At 41.7% G+C, this 23,318-nt stretch carries 18 protein-coding genes and 1 tRNA gene; 14 read left to right on the top strand and 5 right to left on the bottom strand.

All coding sequences use genetic code 11. The annotated features are described in order from the left end of the window. Positions 1-100: 100 nt before the first annotated feature. The 6 genes from C8D94_RS07515 (at position 101) to C8D94_RS07490 (ending at position 7,670) form a co-directional block, all read left to right on the top strand. Positions 101-1,123 (top strand): mechanosensitive ion channel family protein, encoded by a 1,023-nt coding sequence (locus tag C8D94_RS07515; RefSeq protein WP_115123313.1) that lies wholly within the window; start codon positions 101-103, stop codon positions 1,121-1,123. A 103-nt stretch (positions 1,124-1,226) separates the two neighbouring features. Continuing rightward, entirely contained in the window at positions 1,227-4,457 is a 3,231-nt protein-coding gene (locus C8D94_RS07510; RefSeq protein WP_115123312.1) for a VPS10 domain-containing protein, read from the top strand. A gap of 28 nt (positions 4,458-4,485) precedes the next feature. Then, positions 4,486-5,181 carry a DUF2490 domain-containing protein gene (locus C8D94_RS07505; protein ID WP_115123311.1) on the top strand — a complete coding sequence of 232 codons (696 nt, stop codon included), beginning with the start codon at positions 4,486-4,488 and terminating at the stop codon, positions 5,179-5,181. Positions 5,182-5,292: 111 nt separating this feature from the next. Next, the gene (locus C8D94_RS07500; protein WP_115123310.1) at positions 5,293-6,510 is read left to right on the top strand and encodes a bifunctional alpha/beta hydrolase/OsmC family protein; all 1,218 of its coding nucleotides are present in this window, start codon (positions 5,293-5,295) and stop codon (positions 6,508-6,510) included. 1 nt (position 6,511) lies between these two features. Beyond that, complete coding sequence (locus C8D94_RS07495) at positions 6,512-6,991, top strand: YdeI/OmpD-associated family protein (RefSeq protein WP_115123309.1); 480 nt, start codon at positions 6,512-6,514, stop codon at positions 6,989-6,991. Positions 6,992-7,073: 82 nt separating this feature from the next. Continuing rightward, on the top strand, positions 7,074-7,670 hold the full coding sequence (locus tag C8D94_RS07490; RefSeq protein WP_115123308.1) for a superoxide dismutase family protein: 597 nt from the start codon (positions 7,074-7,076) through the stop codon (positions 7,668-7,670). Between the two features lie 205 nt (positions 7,671-7,875). Here C8D94_RS07490 and C8D94_RS07485 read toward each other — a convergent pair whose 3' ends face one another. After that, a complete protein-coding gene (locus C8D94_RS07485) occupies positions 7,876-11,328 on the bottom strand; it encodes a M36 family metallopeptidase (RefSeq protein ID WP_115123307.1) in 3,453 nt (1,150 codons plus the stop codon). Between the two features lie 220 nt (positions 11,329-11,548). Here C8D94_RS07485 and C8D94_RS07480 point away from each other — a divergent pair, with 220 nt between their 5' ends. Then, positions 11,549-12,088 carry an RNA polymerase sigma factor gene (locus C8D94_RS07480; RefSeq protein ID WP_115123306.1) on the top strand — a complete coding sequence of 180 codons (540 nt, stop codon included), beginning with the start codon at positions 11,549-11,551 and terminating at the stop codon, positions 12,086-12,088. Position 12,089: 1 nt separating this feature from the next. Next, positions 12,090-12,890, top strand: coding sequence for an anti-sigma factor (locus tag C8D94_RS07475; RefSeq protein WP_115123305.1), 801 nt, complete (start codon positions 12,090-12,092; stop codon positions 12,888-12,890). A 287-nt stretch (positions 12,891-13,177) separates the two neighbouring features. On the opposite strand, the gene C8D94_RS07465 is transcribed toward C8D94_RS07475, so the two are convergent. The 3 genes from C8D94_RS07465 to C8D94_RS07455 form a co-directional block, all read right to left on the bottom strand. Continuing rightward, a tRNA-His gene (locus C8D94_RS07465) sits at positions 13,178-13,253 on the bottom strand. A gap of 75 nt (positions 13,254-13,328) precedes the next feature. Then, the gene (gene bshB1, locus C8D94_RS07460; protein WP_115123303.1) at positions 13,329-14,045 is read right to left on the bottom strand and encodes a bacillithiol biosynthesis deacetylase BshB1; all 717 of its coding nucleotides are present in this window, start codon (positions 14,043-14,045) and stop codon (positions 13,329-13,331) included. A gap of 29 nt (positions 14,046-14,074) precedes the next feature. Further along, complete coding sequence (locus C8D94_RS07455; protein WP_115123302.1) at positions 14,075-15,244, bottom strand: trans-sulfuration enzyme family protein; 1,170 nt, start codon at positions 15,242-15,244, stop codon at positions 14,075-14,077. A 60-nt stretch (positions 15,245-15,304) separates the two neighbouring features. Between C8D94_RS07455 and hutI the strand changes: the two genes are divergently transcribed. From hutI to C8D94_RS07425, 6 genes are all read left to right on the top strand, one after another. Further along, the gene (gene hutI, locus C8D94_RS07450; RefSeq protein WP_115123301.1) at positions 15,305-16,543 is read left to right on the top strand and encodes an imidazolonepropionase; all 1,239 of its coding nucleotides are present in this window, start codon (positions 15,305-15,307) and stop codon (positions 16,541-16,543) included. Further along, positions 16,543-17,541 carry a formimidoylglutamase gene (locus C8D94_RS07445; RefSeq protein ID WP_115123300.1) on the top strand — a complete coding sequence of 333 codons (999 nt, stop codon included), beginning with the start codon at positions 16,543-16,545 and terminating at the stop codon, positions 17,539-17,541. The genes hutI and C8D94_RS07445 overlap by 1 nt, the downstream gene beginning before the upstream one ends. A 44-nt stretch (positions 17,542-17,585) precedes the next feature. Continuing rightward, the gene (locus tag C8D94_RS07440) at positions 17,586-18,395 is read left to right on the top strand and encodes an MBL fold metallo-hydrolase (RefSeq protein ID WP_115123299.1); all 810 of its coding nucleotides are present in this window, start codon (positions 17,586-17,588) and stop codon (positions 18,393-18,395) included. A 201-nt stretch (positions 18,396-18,596) separates the two neighbouring features. After that, positions 18,597-20,267: a LytTR family transcriptional regulator gene (locus C8D94_RS07435; RefSeq protein ID WP_170134737.1), complete on the top strand. Its 1,671-nt coding sequence runs from the start codon at positions 18,597-18,599 to the stop codon at positions 20,265-20,267. Between the two features lie 170 nt (positions 20,268-20,437). Further along, positions 20,438-20,896, top strand: a complete 459-nt coding sequence (locus tag C8D94_RS07430; RefSeq protein WP_115123297.1) for a helix-turn-helix domain-containing protein — start codon at positions 20,438-20,440, stop codon at positions 20,894-20,896. A 63-nt stretch (positions 20,897-20,959) separates the two neighbouring features. Further along, positions 20,960-21,169, top strand: coding sequence for a hypothetical protein (locus C8D94_RS07425; protein WP_115123296.1), 210 nt, complete (start codon positions 20,960-20,962; stop codon positions 21,167-21,169). Positions 21,170-21,221: 52 nt separating this feature from the next. Here the strand turns inward: C8D94_RS07425 and C8D94_RS07420 are convergent, their stop codons facing one another. After that, a complete protein-coding gene (locus C8D94_RS07420) occupies positions 21,222-23,252 on the bottom strand; it encodes a S9 family peptidase (protein WP_115123295.1) in 2,031 nt (676 codons plus the stop codon). Positions 23,253-23,318: the final 66 nt, after the last annotated feature.

Genomic DNA, 23,318 nt, shown 5'->3' with positions numbered 1-23,318 from the left:
TATGGTAATTTGTTAAACAAAAGTTAGAAGATAAAAATTTACGAATTTGTTAAGAACAAGTGCCAAACTGAAGCTTTAATTTGCTGAAAACTTCAACAATATGCTACTAAACAAACTTTTCATACATCTTCTTTTGCTACAAGAAGATGTAACAGGTCCCAAAGATAGAGAAGGTGAAATAGATGTAAATCCAACATCTATAATTGAAAAATTAGACAAATGGCTGGATAGTTTTATAAAAGCCCTTCCTAACATCCTTATTGGAATTGCAGTACTCATCGCTTTCATTTACATTTCTCGATGGCTTGGAAGGTTGGTAAAAAGATTGCTTAAAAATAAAGGGCGCGCCAACTTTGGTGATTTATTGGGAGCTTTCACAAGATACTTAGTGATGATAGGTGGTATTGCCATTGCGCTAACTATTATGGCGCCCAATTTAAGTCCTGCAGATTTAATTGCAGGTATGGGGGTTTCGTCTGTAGCGATTGGTTTTGCATTTCAGGATATTTTGCAAAACTGGTTGGCAGGAATCCTTATACTACTACGCCAACCGTTTGAAATTGGCGACCAGATCATCGTGAATAATTATGAGGGCACTGTTGAAAAGATTAAAACCAGAGCCACCATAATCAAAACCTACGACGGACAAAGAGTGGTAATTCCAAACAATACGGTTTACAATACATCGGTAGTAGTGAAAACGGCCCACGAATATATTCGTTCCCAATACGATGTAGGATTAGGCTATGACGAAAACTACATGGAGGCTATGAAAATATTGAAGGAAACCATTGAAAAGGTAGAAGGGGTTACCTCCGAAAAACCAGTAGAAACTTTAGTTTGGGACCAGGCCGATAGTTGGTTAACCATACGCGTTAGGTGGTGGACCAAAAGTGATAGAGCTAGTGTTGTACATGTATGGAGCAAGGTATTACACGATACACAAAAAGCCATGGACGATGCCGGTATAGATTTACCGTTCCCAACCCAAGTTGAAATTCAAAATGCCCATGACTTGAAAGAGGCAAGAGAAGATTTGGAAAATAAGGTCACTACACACAAGAAAACCAAATCCAAAAAAGCACAAGAAGCTGAGGATACATCAAATTCAGAAGAAAAATAATATTCTACCTGCAACACCTAAATCCCTTTAACTGCTTCCCTAAAGGGATTTTTCAATTGTGGTATAAGAATGGTATCTTTAGGCCCCTTAAACTTCCACACAAATGAAACATATTCTCACCCTAATTTTTGTATTGGTTGTTAGCAGCCTTTCGGCCCAACAACTCACCAACGACATGCTAAAAGATATAAAACCCCGCAATATTGGCCCAGGGGGAATGTCCGGTCGCGTTACCTCGATTGATGTGGTAACCGAAAATCCTGATGTAATGTATGTGGGCACGGCATCGGGTGGACTTTGGAAAAGTACCAGTGGCGGCATAAAGTGGGAGCCCATTTTCGATAATGAAAAAACCGCTAGTATTGGTGCGGTAGCTATCCAGCAGAGCAACCCCAGCGTGATCTGGGTTGGGACTGGCGAAGGAAACCCTAGAAACAGCCTGAACGGTGGCTTCGGTGTGTATAAAAGTTTGGACGGTGGAAAAAACTGGATGGAAATGGGACTACAGAACACCCGCCACATCCACCGAATCATCATTGACCCTACCGATCCCAATACCGTGTACGTGGGTGCCATTGGCTCTCCCTGGGGCATACACCCAGAGCGTGGCGTTTACAAAACAACCGATGGTGGAAAAACGTGGAAGAAAATTCTGTTTCAGAATGAAAAAACAGGTGTAGCCGATATGGTGATGGATCCCACCAACCCTAACAAATTGATCGTGGCCATGTGGGAACACAAACGCGACCCGTGGTTTTTTAATTCGGGTGGAGAAGGTTCTGGACTTTTTATTACCCACGACGGTGGAGAAACTTGGGAAGAGCGAACTGATGCCGATGGTTTGCCGAAAGGTGAACTAGGCCGTATTGGTCTTGCCATAGCTCCCAACAAACCCAATATTGTATATGCACTGGTAGAAGCCAAGAAAAACGCACTTTATAAATCTGAAGACGGTGGCTTCAATTGGAAAAAAATTAACGACAAGAACGACATAGGCAACCGTCCCTTTTACTACAGCGATATTTTTGTAGATCCCGAAAATGAAAACAGGGTCTATTCGGTATTTACGTATGTGAATGTTTCCGAAGATGGCGGAAATAACTTCAAACAATTAATGCCCGCTTACGGTGTGGACAACGGTGTGCATCCAGACCACCACGCCTGGTGGATCCATCCCACCGATGGTAGTTTCATGATGGACGGAAACGACGGGGGTCTTAACATCACCCACGATGGAGGAAAGTCCTGGCGTTTTGTGGGCAACCTTCCCGTGGCCCAGTTTTACCATATCAATGTAGATAACGAATTTCCCTACAACGTCTATGGCGGGATGCAGGATAACGGAAGCTGGCGCGGGCCTGCCTATGTTTGGAAAGCGCAGGGTATTCGTAACAGCTATTGGCAGGAAATCAGTTTTGGTGATGGGTTTGACGTAGTGCCAGACCGTGACGACAGCCGCTATGGGTGGAGTATGAGCCAGCAAGGTTTCGTAAGCCGTTACGACTGGAAAACCGGTAATAACTATACCGTAAAGCCAACACATCCTGACCCAGAGGTATTTCTTCGTTTTAACTGGAACAGTGCCATAAATATCGATCCGTTTGATACTAGTACCATTTACTTCGGAAGTCAATTTGTGCATAAGTCTACCAATAAGGGCTTGACCTGGGAAGTAATCTCGCCAGACCTTACTACCAACGATCCCGAAAAGCAAAAACAGAGCGAAAGCGGTGGCTTAACAATGGATGCCACCGGAGCAGAAAACCATACTACTATTTTAGTGATTGAACCCTCTCCCCTAGAGCAAAATATGCTTTGGGCGGGAACCGATGATGGCCGGGTACATTACACCCAAAATGGCGGACAAAGCTGGACCGATGTCTCCAAGAATCTTCCTGGATTGCCAGAAGGAAGCTGGATAGTGCAAATCAAGGCCAGTAACAAAAACAAAGGCGAAGCTCTTTTGGTGGCCAACGATTACCGAAGGTTCAATTATACCCCATACGCCTATAGAACAACCAACTATGGAAAAACGTGGAACCGTATTGTTGATGAAAACGATGTTGAGAGCTATACCCTGAGTATTGTGGAAGACCCGAAAGAAAAAAATCTACTCTTCTTGGGAACTGATGATGGGTTGTACGTTTCCACAAACGCAGGTAGCGATTGGATGAAATGGACCAATGGTTTCCCAACGGTTTCGGTAAAAGACCTGGTGATTCAAGAACGGGAGGACGATTTGGTGATAGGAACCTTTGGCCGTTCCGCTTGGGTATTGGACGATATAAAACCTTTACGGGAAATTGCTAAAAATTCTTCAGTATTTAATGAAACTATCAAGGTTTTCGATCCGCCTACGGCTTATCAGGCTGCCTACCAACAACCCACAGGAAGCCGTTTTGGTGGCGATGCGTTGTACAATGCAGAAAACAGAGCGGGTGGTGCAAGAATTCGCTATTACTTTAATGCTCCCGAAGATGAAAAGGATAGTGAAGAAAAAGATGCTAATGAAGATGATAGCTCGACAGGTACAGAAGCACAAGACGACGATGATATGGAAGATAGCAAACCAAGCAAGGACTCCATTTATATGAAGATTTATGACGGAACCAAGTTGATACGTACCCTAAAGCAGAAAAAACCAGACAGTACAGGTATTTACACTTGGCACTGGCGTATGGACGAAGCGGGTGTGGACAGACCATCTAGAAAAATACAAAAGCGTAAAAGTGAACCCCGTGGGACGCAGGTGAAGCCTGGAACGTATCGTATAGATATGGAGTTTGATGGTAATACAACCACAACCACGGTGAAAGTAGAAAGTGATCCAAGGTTAGATATTCCGCAGCAAGCCATAATTGATAGTTACAATGCTTCCAAAGACTTGGAAAAAATGACCCAAACCGCTGCCGATGCTGTAAAACAACTAGTGGAGAGCAAAAATTCTGCTGAAGATTTTAGCAAAAAACTTTCAAAAGAGGATAAGAAAAGATACAAGGAAGAGATTAAGGCTTCAAAAGAAATCGTGAAACAAATAGATTCTGTCATTGCTTTCTTCATTGGTAAAGAAGACAAACGTCAAGGTATAACCCGTAACCCCGAGATTACGGTTATGCAACGTATTGGCCAGGCCAATTGGTACAGCGGGAGCCGCCCCAACGGTTTAACGAAAACCGAACGCACCTTGATCCAACAGGCCGAGGACGAGTTACAGAGTGCACTCCAAAAAACCAATGCATTCTTTAATAAGGAGTGGGCCGCATATAGAACCCGTATGGAAAACATCACACTCGATAGGTTCAAAGAGACAAAAACCTTTACATTAGAAAAATAAGACTATAATAAAAAAATCATTACATTTTATGAGAAAATTACTGTTAGGGATCGTTATGGCCCTACTCGCATTCGCAAATAGTACAGCACAAGAAACACCAAATGAATTTGAAGAATTTGGAGCTTGGTATATACTTTCGTCAAGCAGTAAAGCTTCAGAAAAACTTTCTATTGGGTTGCAAACACAAGTTCGCTTTTTTGAACTGACCAGTGAAATCCAACAGTTCAAGGTCCGCACGGGAGCAAAATACCGTATAATGGAAGGACTATCTGTTGGTTTGGGATATGCGTATTTCAGAAATGATTTTTCGTACCTTAGTGACATTCCGCCCTCTTTTGATGAGCACCGGATTGTAGAGGATATTTATCTAGACCATAATCTCGGGAAAGTGAAGGTAGATCACCGTGCGAGGCTGGAAAATAGGTTTATTGTAAATAATGGCAATACAGATACCCGCCATTGGTTCCGTTATATGGGAAAATTGGTGTATCCTTTTTACGACAAGTGGAGTGCCGATATCTATAACGAAATATGGTTAAATGTAGGCGATGAGCCTACTTTTGCACAAAACTGGCTGGGTGTTGGACTAAGCTATACCATAAGTGATTTGCTGAAGACACGCGTGGGCTACCAAAGAATCCACTTGGACGGACCGGATTTTGATAGATTGTTGGTTCAGTTACATTTTAGTCTGGATTTTACAAAAGGTGATAATGGGAGTTAGAGGAAAATCTTGACGAATAAAAAAAGATTATTAATAATTATAAGATCCAATGAGTAAGCCTTTGTTTTTTCAGAGAGCTTGCGTACGGTCTTTACTCTTTATTCCCTTCATATGAAAAGCAGCAAAATCACCTTTACCAACCATAACGGGGCTACCCTTTCTGGGCGTATGGATTTACCGTTGGAGCAAGACCCGCACAACTTCGCCATTTTTGCGCATTGTTTTACGTGTACCAAGGATTTTAGTGCCGTGAGGAATGTAAGCAAGGCCTTGGCCAGCCAAGGATTTGGTGTTTTACGGTTCGATTTCACCGGTCTTGGTGATAGCGAGGGCGATTTTGCAGACACCAACTTTTCCAGCAATGTGGACGATTTGGTAAGTGCCGCAACCTTCCTTGCAAAAGAATATAAAGCCCCTTCCCTACTCGTGGGCCATTCGTTGGGAGGAGCCGCAGCGATTTTTGCCGCAAGCGAGATTGAAAGTATCCAAGCCCTGGCTACTATTGGTGCGCCCAGCAATCCTATTCATGTAAAAAAACAATTTGGTGAAAAAGCTGAAACTATCGTCGAAGACGGACAAGCCACGGTAAGCCTTGCCGGTCGTGACTTTACATTCAAAAAACAATTCTTGGACGACCTTGAAAAACAATCTTGCGAACAAGCAGCTGCAAAACTGGACGGAAAAGCGCTACTTATTATGCACTCACCACAAGATGCCACGGTTTCTATTAAAAATGCCGAAGAAATCTACCATGCTGCAAAACACCCTAAGAGTTTTGTGACATTGGACGGCTCGGAACATTTACTTATTGATAAAAAAAATGCAGCCTATGTAGGCAAGGTAGTAGCTGGATGGGCAGCAAGATATATTGATATACCTTTACAAGAAGAAATTAAGAGCAGCCATCAAGTTGTTGCCAGCTTGGATGATGAGGATACGTTTACAACTCTTCTAAAGCTAGGAAATCATTACTCTAAAGCCGATGAACCAGTGCGCTTGGGAGGTGACGATTATGGCCCTACACCATACGAGTTGGTCTCTGGAGGATTGGCATCCTGTACCGCAATGACCCTACAAATGTACGCAAGGCGAAAAGGGTGGAAAATTAGAAATGTAGAAGTACACGTTAGCTATGGGAAAAAACATGCTATAGATTGTGATGATTGTGAAAACGAGAATGCAAAGATTGACACTTTTACAAGAGAAATTAAACTAATAGGAGACCTAAATGAAAAACAAGTAAAACGATTGCTTCAAATTGCCGATAAATGTCCCGTCCACAAAACCTTGCACAGCGAAACCCAAATAATCACCAGCATTATAGAATAGCGTGTTACAATCTCCCAAATTTGAAGTAAACATCACTGGAACCCACTCGGTTATAGTTCCGTATACTTATGCGCAACCTTTTATTGAGGATAAACATTCTCGTGTGGCACTCAAAGCATTTTACAAGGGCAATACAATTAGTTTTCACGGAAAACTGCATAAGCGAAACGATGAGGTATTGATCAGCTTCGGAAAACGGTACCAAAAAGAACTGGGGGTTACCACGTCAGAGTATTTTCAACTACAGATTCTTGAAAACACTACTAAATACGGGGTTGAAATGCCCGAAGAGTTTAAGGCAGTTATTGAAACAGATTACGAGGCATTACAGCTTTTTGAAAGATTGCCCGATGGAAAAAAACGAAGTCTCATCTATCATATCATACGTATCAAGGACACCCAAAAAAGAGTGGACAGAGCTTTGTTGATTTCTGAAAATTTAAAAAAAGGGCTTACAGATCTTAAACTACTTACAAAATAGCATCGTTAAGATTGTTTTAAAAGTTTGTTGTTACGCTTAATAGACTGTACATTTATAGGACAATAACTTAAAAACAATAATTATGAAACGAATATTTATAACCTGTCTGAGCGTAGCAATTTTGGGGTTGGTAAGCTGTAAGAACGAAACTAAAGATTCTGAAAAAGAGGAAGATGTTAAACAAGAAATTGAGCAAACTGAAACCAAGAAAGCACAAGCACTAACTGCCAAGGAGGTAACTTTGCGCCTTGATTCGAAGAGCAATAGCAACGCAACCGGAAAGGTCCAGTTTACTGAAACGGGTGGAAACGTAAAAATGGTTGCTGAAATAAGCGGACTGGAACCAGGTACGCACGCCATACATATCCACGAAGAAGCAGACTGCTCAGCAGCAGATGCAACATCTTCTGGGGGTCACTGGAACCCTACATTTGAAGATCACGGAAAGTGGGGAGATGCAGATGGATACCATAAAGGGGACATAGGTAACTTTGAAGCAGATAGCGATGGGAATGGCTCTATCACAATGACTACCAATGAGTGGTGCATAGGCTGTGACGATGATACCAAGAACATCATTGGTAAAGCCATTATAGTACACAAAGGAGCTGACGATTTCACCTCACAACCTTCTGGAGCCGCAGGAGCCCGAGTGAGCTGCGGAGGGATAATTCAGTAAGACACAACAACTATTTATACATAAAAAGCCTCTAGTGATACACTAGAGGCTTTTGTATATAGTCTTGTTTCTTTTTAGGGACACGGTAAGCTGTCGTGTTTACTGTATGTTTCAATACTACGGTACATATAATACAAAGACAATACCAAAAATAAAACCCCGGCTAAAGAGTCAGGGCTTTATTGAATCTATATCCTATATAGACTTACCTTTTGATAATTCGTTTTATAATGCTTGCTTGTTCAGAATTAATCCTAACAAAATACAAACCAGTTGCAACATTTTCCAATGATAGTGTAGTTGCATTTGCTCCGGAGAGATCTATTGTGTAAATAGTTCGACCGTTTACGTCGGTAACTACAGCATTGGTCAATACTTGCTCGCTATTGTTGCTAATAGTAACCATTCCTGTGGTTGGGTTAGGATACAAAGCGATTCCGTTTTTAAGCGAAAGTTCTTCAATACTTAGTATATTCTCTTCAACCGTAACATCAAAAGTACAGGTTGCCTCATTCCCAGCAGCATCAGTAGCTGTCATGGTTATTTGTGTAACGCCAGGACCTACCTGTGTTCCCGCTGTTGGGTTTTGTGAGATTACAGGTGTAGCAGCACAATTATCTGTAGCAGTTGCAACCCCTGTATAGTCTGGCAACGTGTATTGTTCACCTTGGTTAACCGTTACAGTTTCGTCTGCTGGGCAAGTAATGGTAGGGTCAACAGCATCTACTGTTACTTGGGCAGGAGCTCTTTCAGCAAGACAGCCTGCAAAGCCAAGGCCTACATCTCCAGCCACACCATAGGTTTCATCATCACACGTATTAGACCAATCTGCACTAGAGTCTGTTTCACCAAATCTCTTGAAGGATTCACCACAATCTGCAGTAAGTGCAGCACCAGGACCAGACCAATCTAGATCTGCCGCAGTGATATTAAATCCATTTATCGTAACATTGAGGCCAGAAATTTCGGCAGCAGTGAAGTTCCAGAATACAGAGTCTACAACATTACCGGCATCGTCGATAACTATGATCCATCCGGTACCATCGTTATCCCACCAAATATTATCGCCCCAGTAATCTGCATTACCAGACTCGTCACTGAACGTGACAACAGAATCTGCGCCCATAGCTCCCAATGTTTGTTCAACACTGTTTTGGGTGTTTATATTAGTATAAGGCTGTTCGCTCACAGCAACAGTGTAACCTGAATAATCTTGAGCAATACCTACGTTTTGGATTTCAAGCCTATCTGGGGTTTCCAGTGTAAGTTCAGAAATCACCAATTGCGAAAGTGGTCCAGGAGGGTTTTCCTGTGCGTATACAGTAGTATTTCCTGTTGGATTGAATGTATAGTCTGTGCCTTCAAATAAGAAGTTCCCTCCATTTTGGGCATCGTACCATCTAATAACATTAGCGGGATCTACCGGTGTAGCGGTTACTGTGGCAGCATCTCCAACACAAATATCCATATCTCCAGTTGTTGTTGGACTGTTGGGTATTGCCAATACTTCAATAGTATCAGAATCTGAAGAAGCCACGGTACAATCGTTAGCTTGAACAGTATAAGTTATACTGTGTACACCAACTCCAGCAGCTCCAGGGTCGAAAGAATATGTATTTCCGTTACCATCGTCTGTTACACCAGGTCCACTATACATCCCTCCAAACGGAGTACCACCAGATAATCCTGTAAGAACATCTGCCGATGCACATACGTCTTCTGGTGCTACAAAACTAGCCACACCAGTAGGTGTGTCAAAAGCTTCTGTACCGTCGCTACGGCTATTTGAAGAGCCTTGATCTGCACTTACCCCTAAACCACGACGTGCAAAAGCATCCCAGATAAGACATTCGTTAGCGCCACCATAAAGGGCTTGGTCTGCTGCAAAAATGGCATCACGGCCATCTACGAAACCTGGGCTACAGGGTTGAAGTTTCATCCCTTCCATAACCAGTGCAAGAGCTTGTACGTTACCTGCATCCAGGTTTACGTCTCCAGTAAAATTATAAATGTTGTTGTCTACGCCATGTTCGGCAATAAGTTCCCAAGTAAGCTCCCAGAGCATTGTTGCCCAAACAGAACCAACACCGTGAGGAACAGATTCAGTTTTAATATAGTCGTACGTTTGAGGGTTTATGCTAAAATCTGTGCTATATGGAAATGATCTAATCCCACCACCAGTAGGTCCTTGACCAAAAAGATACGTACCCACTGGACGGGCATCTGTAGCCATATCGCCTGGGTTCATAGTTAAGATAGCTCCCAAATAATCGCTCCATCCTTCACCCATTTGCTCTGAGTTTCCAAGACATCCCGATTGGCTTGGGCCTCCTGTCAATCTATTGGATACTCCGTGACCATATTCGTGCACGATAACCAAGTTGTCAAAATCGCCATCCTTGTCGCCACAAACATACATCTGCATTGTTGGATTTGAACCATCTGGCGGGGTGCCAAAATTTGCATTACATGTCCCTGAGCCATCTTGAGCTTCAGCATTTACAGAATCACTTCCTGCACCAGCTCCACTATAATTGGTTTCTTGGAAATTTCCTGAAGCTTCATCAAATCCATATTGGAAAAGAACATCGTGAATAATATTGTTCCAGTAAAATAGGTTGGTTATAGCTGCAGCTTCGTATTGTGTTGCATTGCTATAGTTTTGATCAAACGGAAATCCTGCTCCAGTAAAGTCCAAGTCTATACCACCATCTGGTTGAAAACCTTGGTTGTCCCCATCTTCGTAAGCATTAACATTATTTCCACGTGTAGTGGTAAATTCTGCTCCTGGGACACCATTGGTATCATGCCATCCAAAAGGAGAGGCCGTTAAATCCTCGGGGCTTGTTACTATAGTCCTTGGTGCAAAGTAAGGACTTTCGGTAGGAATTGCGATAACCTCATAACTATTGGGGGGCATGTTTTCGGTTTCAACTGCTTCGGTATAATTGGGAATATTGTACAAGTTTTTGTTGTAGTCCAATATTTCCGCTTCATCGGCACTATGGTCGTGTGAAAGATTACAGCTTACTATCCAGTTAACTTTGTCTACTATATTACCTGTGTTTGCATCTACTCGTAAACTCCACCAATCGTGACCTGATATTTCCTGAATGGAAAGGTCCCAAACCAATACAAGCTCGTCGTTATCATTAAGTTGATAGGTTAGTTTTGCTGGAATTTCACTTAGGGAGATTCCACTTTTTGACAATAGCGTCTCCTGTGCTACACCTTCTTTTGATGCTACAACCGAAATACCACCATTTATGTTATACCCTAGTTGGTCTGCAACTGCTTGTACGGCCTGTGCAGCACTTATAGAGGGTGTGTTCCCTGAAACCGCTCTATTTGTAGCTTGGTTTATAAAGTGATTGTTTTGTGTAAGTACATCACCAGAAGCTGTAAGGTGAATACCAGATTCGGTTCCATAAACCTCTAAGCCATTTACAACTTGCCTATAGTAGACATGGGTTACGCCGCTAATTGTACTTGTAGATTGGTCTGTAACAACCCATTGTGTATCGTTGGATTGCAGTTCGTTATTCTCAAGCAATTGATCAACAACTGCTTCTATTTGACTCGCAGAAGTTTGCGCCTGCGATGTGCCAATTAAAAAAGAAAGAAATACACATAGTATTCCAAAAGTTATTTTTTTCATAGAAAAAATTGATTTAAAGTGTAGGATAAGTAATTTTAAGTTAAGGATGTAAAAATATACAATTTTTAATTTTTAACAAATATTTAAACTGAAACTCGTTTTTTTTAACATTTCTTGAATTTAATACCAGTTTTGTTATATATTTTTTAATTAATAATAAATTTGAAGTTTTTAATTCAAGAATTAATTAACTTAGTGCTCTTAAATTTTATAACCTTACATGGAGCAACCGGATTATTTGATTGATTTATTGAAAGAACGCAACGAACGTGCTTTCTCGAAACTGTATATGATGTACTCCGAAGCGATCTTCGGAATAATTTACAGCATTGTTCTGGACGAGGACATTGCAGAAGAAGTGCTTCAGGACGTATTTATAAAAATTTGGGACAACGCTTCATCCTACGATAATACAAAAGGTCGTTTTTTCACGTGGATACTCAATATTGCTAGGAATAGCGCGATTGACAAAACACGCTCCAAGAGTTTTAAGAACAGTAAAAAAAACCTGAGCACTACTAATTTCGTAGATATTTTGTCGTCCTCTGATAACCTAAACAAAAAAACCAACGCAATAGGTCTAAAAAAATTTGTAGACAAGCTGAAACCAGTTTGTATCTCTATAATAGACCTACTGTTTTTTAAAGGTTTTACGCAAAAGGACGCCGCAGAAAAACTTGAAATGCCATTGGGAACATTAAAAACAAGGAATAGAAATTGTTTAAGCGATTTACGTTTAATAGTATTAGGCCCACAATAACATGACAGAACAAGAACTAATAGCATCCGGAAAATTAGAATTATACGTTTGCGGTTCCTTGCCCGAAAATGAGGTACAGGAAGTTGAGGACGCTATTGCACAATATCCCAATTTAAAAAAGGAAATTGAAATAATAGAATCCTCCCTCATCCAGCTTGCCGAAGGAGTAGCCCCACCACTCTCTGCAATGGTTTGGACGTATATTTTAAACAGCATTAAAAATGTACGGAACATCACAAAAGAAACCAGCGACACAACCAACTGGAAAGCAATTTCTGGATGGGCAGCAGCTATTTTGCTCCTATGTGGTCTCTTCTATTTTCTAAATGAGAACAATGCACTCCAGGAAGAACTGGAAATTACCACTACCGAAACCAATAACGTAAAAGAACAGCTCGAAGACGTAACAGAACAAAAGATAAAAACCGAAACTATCTTGGCAGATATAAGGAGTGAGGCGTTTACACCTATATCCCTACCAGGAAACCAAAACGTGGCTCCTGAAGCAAAAGCCAAAATTTTCTACAACAAAGACCAGCAAGTTGCGTACATAGACACCAAGGAACTGCCAACACCCCCAAGAGGAAAAGTTTACCAAGTGTGGTCCTTGATCATGGAACCATTAACACCTACAAGTATGGGACTGTTAGATGAAGCTTCACTCGTTGATACCGGCCTCTATAAATTAGAAAATTTCCCAGAAGCAGAAGGCTTTGGGATAACACTAGAACCTGAAGGCGGAAGCGAAACACCAACCCTATCACAACTGTACGTATTGGGCACCGTTAACACTGCTCCATAAAAAAGCCCCTCATTGCTGAAGGACTTGTGTTTTTGTATGGAAACCCCCTCCCTTTTTGTTCCAGTGGCAGGTTGACCTTACTTGGCGTTCAGCATAATCTTCTCGACCTATTTGTGAACTTAGTACAACAAAAAAAGTTCCCCATTGCTGAAGGACTTGTATTTTTGGGTGGAAGATCGGTCTTACTTCGACTGCTGCACGCTCAGTATAAACTTCTCGACCTATTCTATCTTTATGAACCCAGTACGACAAAAAAAGTCCCCCATTGCTGAAGGACTTGTATTTTTGGGTGGAAGATCGGTCTCGAACCGACGACCTCCTGAACCACAATCAGGCGCTCTAACCAACTGAGCTACAACCACCATATTGCTTTTCATTCGAAAAGCGGATGCAAATATACTTCAATTATCACGGTTGTACAATAAGAAGTAAAAATTTTTAAATCAAATCGAAAATTGAAGACACTGCAGGTAATCGTTCTACCGTAAAACCTTCAGCTGCTTCTGTGCCTATTAACCTACCTAGGTTTCTATTTCGGTACAACATACTATCCGTTGCATTTTTTGAAGAAATGGGTGTATTGGGCTCTCTGGAATTCTCATCAAAGAATTGACTTTTGTAAGCAAAAATAGCTTCCATCTTTTTGTCCTCAAAGCCCGTGATATCCACAACAAAATCTGGGGTGAGTTCTTTCCACTGTACGTAATGGTAAACCTGTTTAGGTCTCCACGGATGTTGGTGGTTTCCTTGGTGGATGGTCTCAATTTTTGCCAAACCGCTTAAAAAACTAGCATCACTAACCAGTTTGCTTCCTTTACCATGGTCTATATGCCTATCGTCAATGGCATTGCACAGAATAATTTCAGGACGGTATTTACGTATAATTTTAATCACTTCCAGTTGGGTAGCCTGGTTATTCACAAAAAAACCATCACCAAACTCTAGATTCTCCCTAACCGAAATCCCTAAAGTTTCAGCAGCTGTCTTTGCTTCTTTTTCACGTATCGCGGCATTCCCCCTTGTACCTAGCTCTCCCCTTGTTAAGTCAAGGATTCCAACTTTTTTCCCATTGGCTATTTCTTTTGCCAACGTACCTCCACAACTCATCTCAACGTCGTCGGGGTGTGCACCTATTGCGAGTATATCTAATTTCATCTAAAATTCAATTTTATGGTTCGGCACATTTATGCTATTTCTTTTTTTGCGGCAACTTCAAAAGCGTGTTCAAAATCTGCTATGAGGTCTTTCTTCTCTTCAATTCCCACCGAAAAACGCAACAACCCGTCACTTATTCCCTGATGGGTCCTTTCTTCAGCAGAAAGTAGTGTGTGGCTTGTTTTTGCGGGGGATAAGATGGTTGATTCTACCCCTGCCAGACTCATAGATTGTTTTATTAATTGTAGTGATTGCATAAATGTCTCCGCATTTACCGTGGGGATCAATTCAAAAGATAGCATACCCGTATAGCCCTTCATTTGCTTTTTTGCCAAAGTATAGTCTGGATGATCCTTCAATCCTGGGTAATATACCTTTTTTACAAGTGGGTGCTTGTGTAACCATTTGGCCATTTTCTTTGCATTTCGGTTTTGGGCTTTTACGCGAAGTGCCAACGTTTTTAGGCTACGCTCCAAGAGCCACACGGTATAATCGCTCAAACTACCTCCTATATTTTTAGAGAGGTTCCAAATTTGTTCAATATGCTCATCGCTCGCGGCAACGGCCCCTGCACAAATATCGCTGTGGCCTCCCATATATTTTGTAGCACTATGGATAACGATGTCTATACCAAAGTCTGCCGGGTTTTGGTTGATGGGCGAAGCAAACGTATTGTCTATCATGGAGACCAGATCGTGCTCTTTGGCCAATCTGGTTATCATCTCCAAATCTGTAATGAGCATCAACGGGTTGCTGGGGGTCTCAACATAAATAACCTTAGAGTTGTCCTGTAGTGCATTTCTGAAATCCTCTTCGGCAAAACCATTCGTAAACGTATATTCAATCCCAAATTTCCCAAACTCTTCCACCACAAAATTGTATGTGCCGCCATAGAGTGTTTTTTGTAATACAACATGGTCGCCTTTTTGAAGAAACGCCAACAAACAATGGCTTACGGCTGCCATACCACTACCAAAGATCATTCCTGCTTCGGTATGTTCCAGCGCAGCTATTTTTTTTCCCAAAGCTTCTTGGTTGGGAGTGTTAAAATACCTCGGGTAGCGCTTAATATCCACATTCTCATACGCATACGAACTGCTCATATACAAAGGTGAAATAGCTCCTTTAAATTGTTCGTCCGCTACTTCTCCCACGTGCGTACAAATTGTGTTTACGCCCATATTTTCGGTTTTTGCCATTACTTCAATTTTTAGGGTTCTAAGGTATCAAATACTATGAAGGTTTGCTATATTTAGCCTATGAAATTATTGTTAACTAATATAAAGGAACTCCTCCAAATCCGCGAACAAGACACCAAAAAAATAGCCGGTGGGGCTATGAAGGAACTCCCCTCGCTAAAAAATGCTTGGTTGCTGCTGGAAGATAATACGATCAAGGATTTTGGGACAATGGATTCCTTGGCAGATATTTCAGCAGAAAAAACCATAGACTGTACTGGAAAAATGGTACTTCCCACGTGGTGCGATAGCCATACCCACATTGTATATGCCGGTAACCGCGAACAGGAATTCGTAGATAGGATAAATGGATTGAGCTACCAAGAAATTGCCGAAAAAGGTGGTGGTATCCTGAACAGCGCCAAAAAATTGCAAGAAACACACGAAGAGGATCTATATAAACAATCTGCCCAAAGATTGGAGCAGGTCATGCGAATGGGCACAGGTGCCATTGAGATTAAAAGTGGCTATGGCCTTACAACCGAAGCCGAACTGAAAATGCTACGGGTGGCCAAAAAATTGGGGGATAACTTTCCTGTAACCGTAAAAACAACATTCTTGGGCGCACATGCCGTACCTGCTGAATTTAAAGGAGATAAAGATGGGTATTTAAATCATATTATAACCAATATGCTCCCAAAAGTAGCCCAGGAGAACCTTGCAGACTATATCGATATATTTTGTGAAAAAGGATACTTTAGTGTTGAGGATACCCACAAATTACTGCAAGCTGGCAACAGCTATGGCTTGATGCCCAAAATTCACGTAAACCAGTTTAATGCTATAGGAGGCGTTAAAGCAGGGGTGGTACACGATGCACTTAGCGTGGACCATCTAGAAGTATTGACCAATGCGGATATCTCGGTACTCCAAAACAGCGATACTATGCCCGTGGCGCTTCCCTCCTGCTCTTACTTTTTGAGCATTCCCTATACCCCGGGAAGAGAATTGATAGATGCAGGCTTGCCCTTGGCCCTGGCTACCGACTATAATCCAGGTTCTACCCCTAGCGGAAATATGAATTTTGTAGTTGCTACCGCTTGTATAAAAATGAAGCTTACCCCAGAAGAAGCAATCAACGCTGCAACTCTGAACGGTGCCTACGCAATGGGGTTGAGCGATACCCACGGAAGTATCACCAAAGGAAAAAATGCCAGTGTCATGGTTACAAAAGAGATTCCTAGCTACGCGTATTTACCCTACGACTTTGGTAACAACAATATTGAAACCGTAATTATAAACGGAAAAACAATCGAGTAATGCTGAAAATTTACACGAAGGAAGATTTGTTATCTTACACCAACGCCCGCCGTGGGGAACTCAAGTTTGGACAGGTTACGCTAACGGTTTCGTCGTTGGAAGACTTAAAGGATGCCCCACAAAAATATATACTCTTAGGCATTCCTGAAGATATTGGCGTACGTGCCAATCATGGAAAACCAGGTGCTTCAAAAGCTTGGGAAGCTTTACTATCAGCCCTATGCAACATACAACAAACCCAATATTGCCAAGCAAACAGCTGTATCGTGTTGGGTGAGCTAGACTGTACACAGCAAATGCAACAAGCAGCAGCACTGGATACAAGTGAAACACATTATGTTGAAAAACTGGGTGAGCTGGTCTCGCAGATAGATCATCTACTTGCTGAAATTATTGAAACTATTGTTTCCTTCGGGAAGGTTCCCATTGTGGTTGGTGGCGGGCACAATAATAGTTTTGGGAATTTAAAAGGTGCTTCAAAAGCATTGGGAATCCCTATAAACTGTATAAATTTTGATGCCCATACCGATTTTCGCGCCTTGGAACATCGCCACAGCGGAAATGGTTTCAGTTATGCTGCACAAGAAGGGTTTTTAGAGCGGTATTTTATCTTTGGTTTGCATCGCAATTATACCTCCCAAGTACAATTGGACCGCATGGCAAAAGTTGCTGAAAAGGTACGGTTTTCATTTTTTGAGGATATTTCAGTAACACAAAAAAAGAGCTTTGCTGAAGCAATGCAGGAAGCTGAAGGGTTCTGCTGTACAGCATCCTTTGGTCTTGAAATAGATATGGACGCCATTGCAGGGATGGGTAGTAGTGCTATAGGTCCCAGTGGCTTTAGTGTGGAAGACTGTAGGCGGTTTGTTCGTTATTTTTCAGAAAAGAAACACTGCTCCTACATCCACATTTGCGAAGGAGCGCCCAACAGAGAACTGTTTGCGGGACAAGTAGGGAAGACGATAGCCTATTTGGTTTCAGATATCATTGCGCATTAGGGATTATTGGGTTTTGATTTGTACCTTTATACAAAACCCACGTTATGAAGACTCCCGTACTATTTTCACTGTTGTTGTTAGTGTTCTTTTCTTGCAAGGACACAAATCAAAAAACTTCTGAAGCCCAACTGGAAAAGACCACCACTCCTGAAAACACAATTGAAGCGATTGAAACTAGCATAGCTATTACCCCAATCTCCCACGCCACTATGGTACTGCAATGGAACGAGAATGTAATATATGTAGATCCCGTAGGCGGTGCCGAAGCTTTTGAAGGGCAACCCAGCCCTGATGTAATATTGGTGACCGATATCCACGGCGACCACTTTAACGAAGAAACCCTAGAGGCCGTTATAACCGAAAAAACTGTTATTATAGTGCCCAAGGCCGTTATGGAAAAAATGAATCCCTCCCTACAGTCCCAAACAAGTATCTTGAACAATGGGACTTCCACTGAGCTAAAGATGATGTTGGGGGTTAAGTTCCATGCCGTTCCTATGTACAATCTCCGGGAAGAAGCTTTAAAGTTCCATCCCCAGGGAAGAGGTAACGGTTATGTAATTGACGATGGCAACAAGCGGGTTTATATTTCAGGAGATACCGAAGATATACCCGAAATGCGTTCGCTGGAAAATATAGATATTGCCTTTGTATGTATGAACCTTCCTTACACCATGACCGTCCAGAGCGCTGCCAGTGCCGTGGTAGCTTTTAAGCCGAAAAAAGTATACCCCTACCACTACAGAGGCGCAGAGGGAATGAGCGATGTTGGGGTGTTCCGGGATTTGATCAAAAAATCCAGTGTATCCAACCAGATCGAGGTTGTACAATTAGATTGGTATCCAGAACAATAGAAACACAGCTTTAGGTAAACAACAAAATATCAAACTGTTAGCTGTTACAAAATTCAATTTTTGCACCTTAGGTGAAAATACCGGTATATTTTTTCTAACTTTATGAAAATTAATTAGCGAAGCCCTCCCCAATTTATGTTCCGTAATATCTTTTTGCCATCGGCAATTTTTTTCCTTTTGGTTTTTTCTTCATATTCAACAATGCTAGCGCAAACCTTCACAGATCCGGTGATTGAGGGGTATGTACAAAGAGCAAGAAAAAACACGAATAATTCAGATAGCCTTTTGGTAATTGGGAACAAGACCATTGCACACGCCAAAAAGCATACATTGCAAAAAGGATTTTTGGAAGGCTACTTTATGTTGGGCTATTCAGAATACTTGAAAGGTGATTTTAGGGAGGCGATAACAAACTTTGAAAAAGGTTTGGAATACGATCGAGACATTCCAGAAACCCACCCTATTACGTATAGGCTGCTCAAAAATAAAGCAGTAGCCTTGGTACGGCTTGGAAAACCAGATAGTGCCCAGGCCATTTTTAAACAGGTAGTCACTATTACAAAAGAACGCGATGACCCCAAAAACCACGCTCTAGCCCTTAGCGACTATGCCATAGGAGTTAAAAATAAGGGCAACTACGATAAAGCTTTGGACCTGTACCAACAAGCCATGTATATATGGGACAGCCTTGGGGTAGACCGTTACAAAACCAGTGTTCTACTTAATATTGGCTTGTTGCAGAACAACCTTAAAAACCATAAGCAGAGTGTAAGAACATACCACCAAGGGCTGGATCTAGCAAAAAAACATAGCATAGACAGGGATATTTATAGGTTTTACAACAACCTGGCAGTAAACCACAACATTTTAAAACAGCACGACTCTGCCCTCTACTACGGAAGGAAAGCTGCAGCGTTCTATAAGGCCAATAATAGTAGTGGAGCAGAAACCCTTGCAAACCAGAATATAGGAAAGGCGTTTATGTATTTGAACAGACAGGATAGTGCCGATGTATATTTTGACAAGGTAGAAAAAGAATATAAAAAATCTGAGGCCAAGGCCCGCTTGGGAGAACTGTTCTACCTAAAGAGTCTCAACCATCATAAAAAAGGAGAAAACCCTATTGCACTTGCCTATTCAGACAGTGCTACAACTATCTTTAAAAAACTCACGCTGGTGGGAAACCTTAAGGACACCTACGAAGCCAGAGCTATGGTTCTTGAAGCCTTGGGTAATTTTAAAGAAGCAAACAAATATATTAAGGCAGCAAGAAAAATTGGAGACGAAGCCTACAAAATTGAAAGTGTAGAAAAGCTAAACGAGATCATTACCAAATACGAAGTAGAAAAAAAGGATGAGCAAATTGAAAACCTACATAACCAAAAATCTTTTTACATATCCACATCATTCTTGGTAGGATTAATTTCTTTGGTTCTTTTTTTCATCGTGATAATTTTTTGGGTTCGGAACAAAAAGTCGAAAAAGGAACTGGAATCCTTACGTGAACAATTGGAAAATTACAGCAAGGTCGCGGCAGAAGAAAACTCCCCCACCCTGCTCCATTTAAAGAGCAAGGCGGTTGTAAATACCAAAGAGCTCTTATACATAAAATCTGATGGCCACTACCTGGAATTTTATACGCAAGGAAACTCCAATCCAGAGATAGACCGAAACACCCTCAAGGAAATGAACGAACGCTTGGCCACCGAAGGTTTTGCGCAAATACACAAGTCGTATCTTGTAAATCTGGATTTTATACGCATTATCAACTCTACAAAATTGATGCTGGAAGATGGTACCTGGCTGCCACTTTCAAGAACCTACAAACCGCGACTCAAGGAAACACTACTTCACACATCAGAAAAAAAATAATTTGCTCTTTTTTTCATTCACAGTTTCCAGTTGTTCGTGAAATGTTAAGAAGGACCTGTTGTTATTCGTGACTAAAAACACGTAAGTAATGACATAAACCACACACTTACAGCAGATTTCATATAGTTTAGCTGAAACAGCAACTATATTTTACCCCTCAAAATAAACTTATGAAGTCTCAACCACTATTTACAATCCACCCTCCACTTTCAGAAAGAATACACTATAAAGTACACCAAAAGAACAAACCCAGTATAGTCTCGTTTGTAGAATCCTTCATTTCAAAAAATTCCAGAGAACTCCTCGTTACGCTTCCAGAAGAAAAGGTTCGTTATATTCACCAGGATCTGGCTGCACTAAAAAAACTGGAGAAAATGGTACACTTGTACGAAAATTTAGAAACCGATCTTGAAAAAAAAGGAGTGAACACAAAGCTTCTAACCACACTTACCCATCAGGAGAAAAAAATTATCACGTTAATTGCCGAAGGATCACAATCCAAGGAAATTGCCGATACGCTTTTTATTTCCAAACACACTGTACAAACACACCGAAAAAACATTTACAGAAAATTGAATGTAACTTCGGTGGCAGACCTCATAAAAATATCTTTGGTGCTAAACCTATAGTCTTGATGCTACTTGTGATACAAGCTGAAAATTAGTATATTAAGATCTTATAAATAAATTACTATGAGATTAGCTTCAACCTTTTTATTGTGTTTAGGTATACCTGCAACATCACTTGCACAAAATGCCGTCAATGGCAAACTAACGTCAGGCCTTTCTATGGCATTGATAGTAATGATAGCATTACTAATCTTTATATTGGTAAAATACCAAAAAGTACAACAAGAAAACAAGATGCTGAAAGAACAACTGAACAAAAGCAACAAGGAATGAACCAGCTTCGTAAGGTCACATTTAAAAAAACTACCCTCTCACCGAACCCCTCCTATTGAAATTTCTCAAACCAAGCCAAGGTATGTGCTACCTTGGTAATCAAGTTGCTTGGGCGGGCTGCAATGCCATGCGAAGCTTCCGGGATCTCAACCAAGACGGTTTCAATTTTTCGCAGTTTCAAGGCATGGTACAATTGCTTGGCCTCGCTGGGCGGGGTGCGCAAATCGTCCATCCCCACCAAGACCATGGTTGGGGTTTCCACATTACCCACTAGAGATATGGGCGAGAACTTCCAGTAGTTTTCAAAATTTTCCCACGGTTGTCCAGGATAGCGAGAGTTGGCATAACCGTAGTAATTATCGGCCACCAAGGTCTTGCTTATCCAGTTCATAACGGGTTTTGCCACTACGGCAGCTTTAAACTCGTTGGTCTTGCCAATAATCCAAGCCGTCATAATACCCCCAGCACTTCCTCCCGTAACATACAGCTGGTCTCTGTTTGCAATACCTTTTTTAACAAGCTCGTGTACTCCATCCATCACATCGTTATAATCCTCACCGGGATAGTTGTTGTAGAGCAGATTCCCGAATTCCTCACCATAACTCGTACTCCCTCGCGGATTGGGATAAAAAACCACATAGCCCGCTGCAGCATACAACTGGATTTCAGCAGAAAAGTGAGGGCCGTAATTTAAAATGGGGCCACCGTGATTTTCAACCAGAAGCGGAGCAGGTTTCGATTTGTCGTGGTTGGGTGGATACACTACCCATCCCTGAATTTTACGGCCATCTACCGTAGAGTTGTACCAAATTTCTTCTACCTCTCCCATTGTTCGGTAGTTGATGAGGTCGTCATTCAAGCCCGTTAACACTTTGGGCTCTTTTCCTTTTTTTGAGATCATTGCAACATCGGCAGGGCGGTCTGGTCTGGAAAGGGTATAAGCAATACTTCCACCATTCGAAACTGAAAAACTTCCACTGGCATAAGGCCTCCCCAAGGTGGTACCGCCTACATTATTGATAATTTCAGTAAGTTTTCCATTTAAATCCAAATACCCAATCTTGGTAAGTCCCAAATCGTTGTATTGAACATACAGTCCCTTACTATCATCGCCCCATTGTACTCTTGAAAAACTTCTATCTATTCCATCAGAAACAACTCGCTTCCCCGTTCCGTCTATATTCATTACGTGCAACTTTCGTGTTTGGTAGGTTTGTACCTTATCCACAAAACCAATGTAGGCTATATGTTTACCGTTGGGTGAAACCATAGGCGAACCATCGGGACCATTGGCCTCTGTAAGTTGGTCGATAACGCCAGTACGGGTATTTACCGAATACACTTCACTGTTCCTGAAATCGTATTCCCAATCCTCATTTCTGTTTGCTGAAAAATATATCTTCCCGCCATCATTACTCCAAGAGAGAGTGCCGCTATGGTTAAAATCTCCCGAAGTAAGTTGTCTTGGAGCACCACCTTCAGCTGAAATCGTGAAAATGTGGGTAAATCCGGGCTTTAAATATCCCGCACCATCTGCCTCGTGTTTCAACCTATCGGTAATGCGTGGGGCTTTTGCCCATTTGGCCCCCTTTGGTTTTGGAGGCATCTTTGCCAGGACCGGGGCTTTTGCATTCACCTTCATTGTAAAAGCGATCTGTTTTCCATCGGGTGACCAAGTGATGTTGGATGGGCTGTTCTCCAACTGCGTCAATTTTGCCATTGTGCCAGAGTTTGTCCAGTATACAAAAACCTCACTGCCGTTATCGGTACTGCTTACAAAAGCAATCCTGTCCCCGCTGGGCGACCAACGTGCCCGGCTTTCGTTTGCGTCCCGAGAGGTAAGTTTATGGTGTATGTTCCTATCGTCCGTACTCAACATCCATAGGTTGCCTGCAGAACGGTCTTTCATAATATCAAAACCCGTACGGCGGTACACTACATAATCTCCGTTTGGGGAAATCTGTGGATCACCAGCGTATTCAAGTTGAAAAACATCCAGGGATTCAAATGGTCTTTGAACTTGCGCATGTAATGAGAATATGAATAAAAAGCTAAGAAGGAATAAGAGTTTTGAAAGTTTCATCAATATTGAATTTTAGGAGCTTAAAGATAGGAAGATTTGATGAGGGCTTCAAAAGAAAACCCCCAC

The organism is Marinirhabdus gelatinilytica, from assembly GCF_003353425.1.
GTDB classification, from domain to species: domain Bacteria; phylum Bacteroidota; class Bacteroidia; order Flavobacteriales; family Flavobacteriaceae; genus Marinirhabdus; species Marinirhabdus gelatinilytica.
The sequence above is the reverse complement of the archived record's forward strand: the minus strand, read 5'-3'. Positions and strand labels throughout refer to the sequence as shown.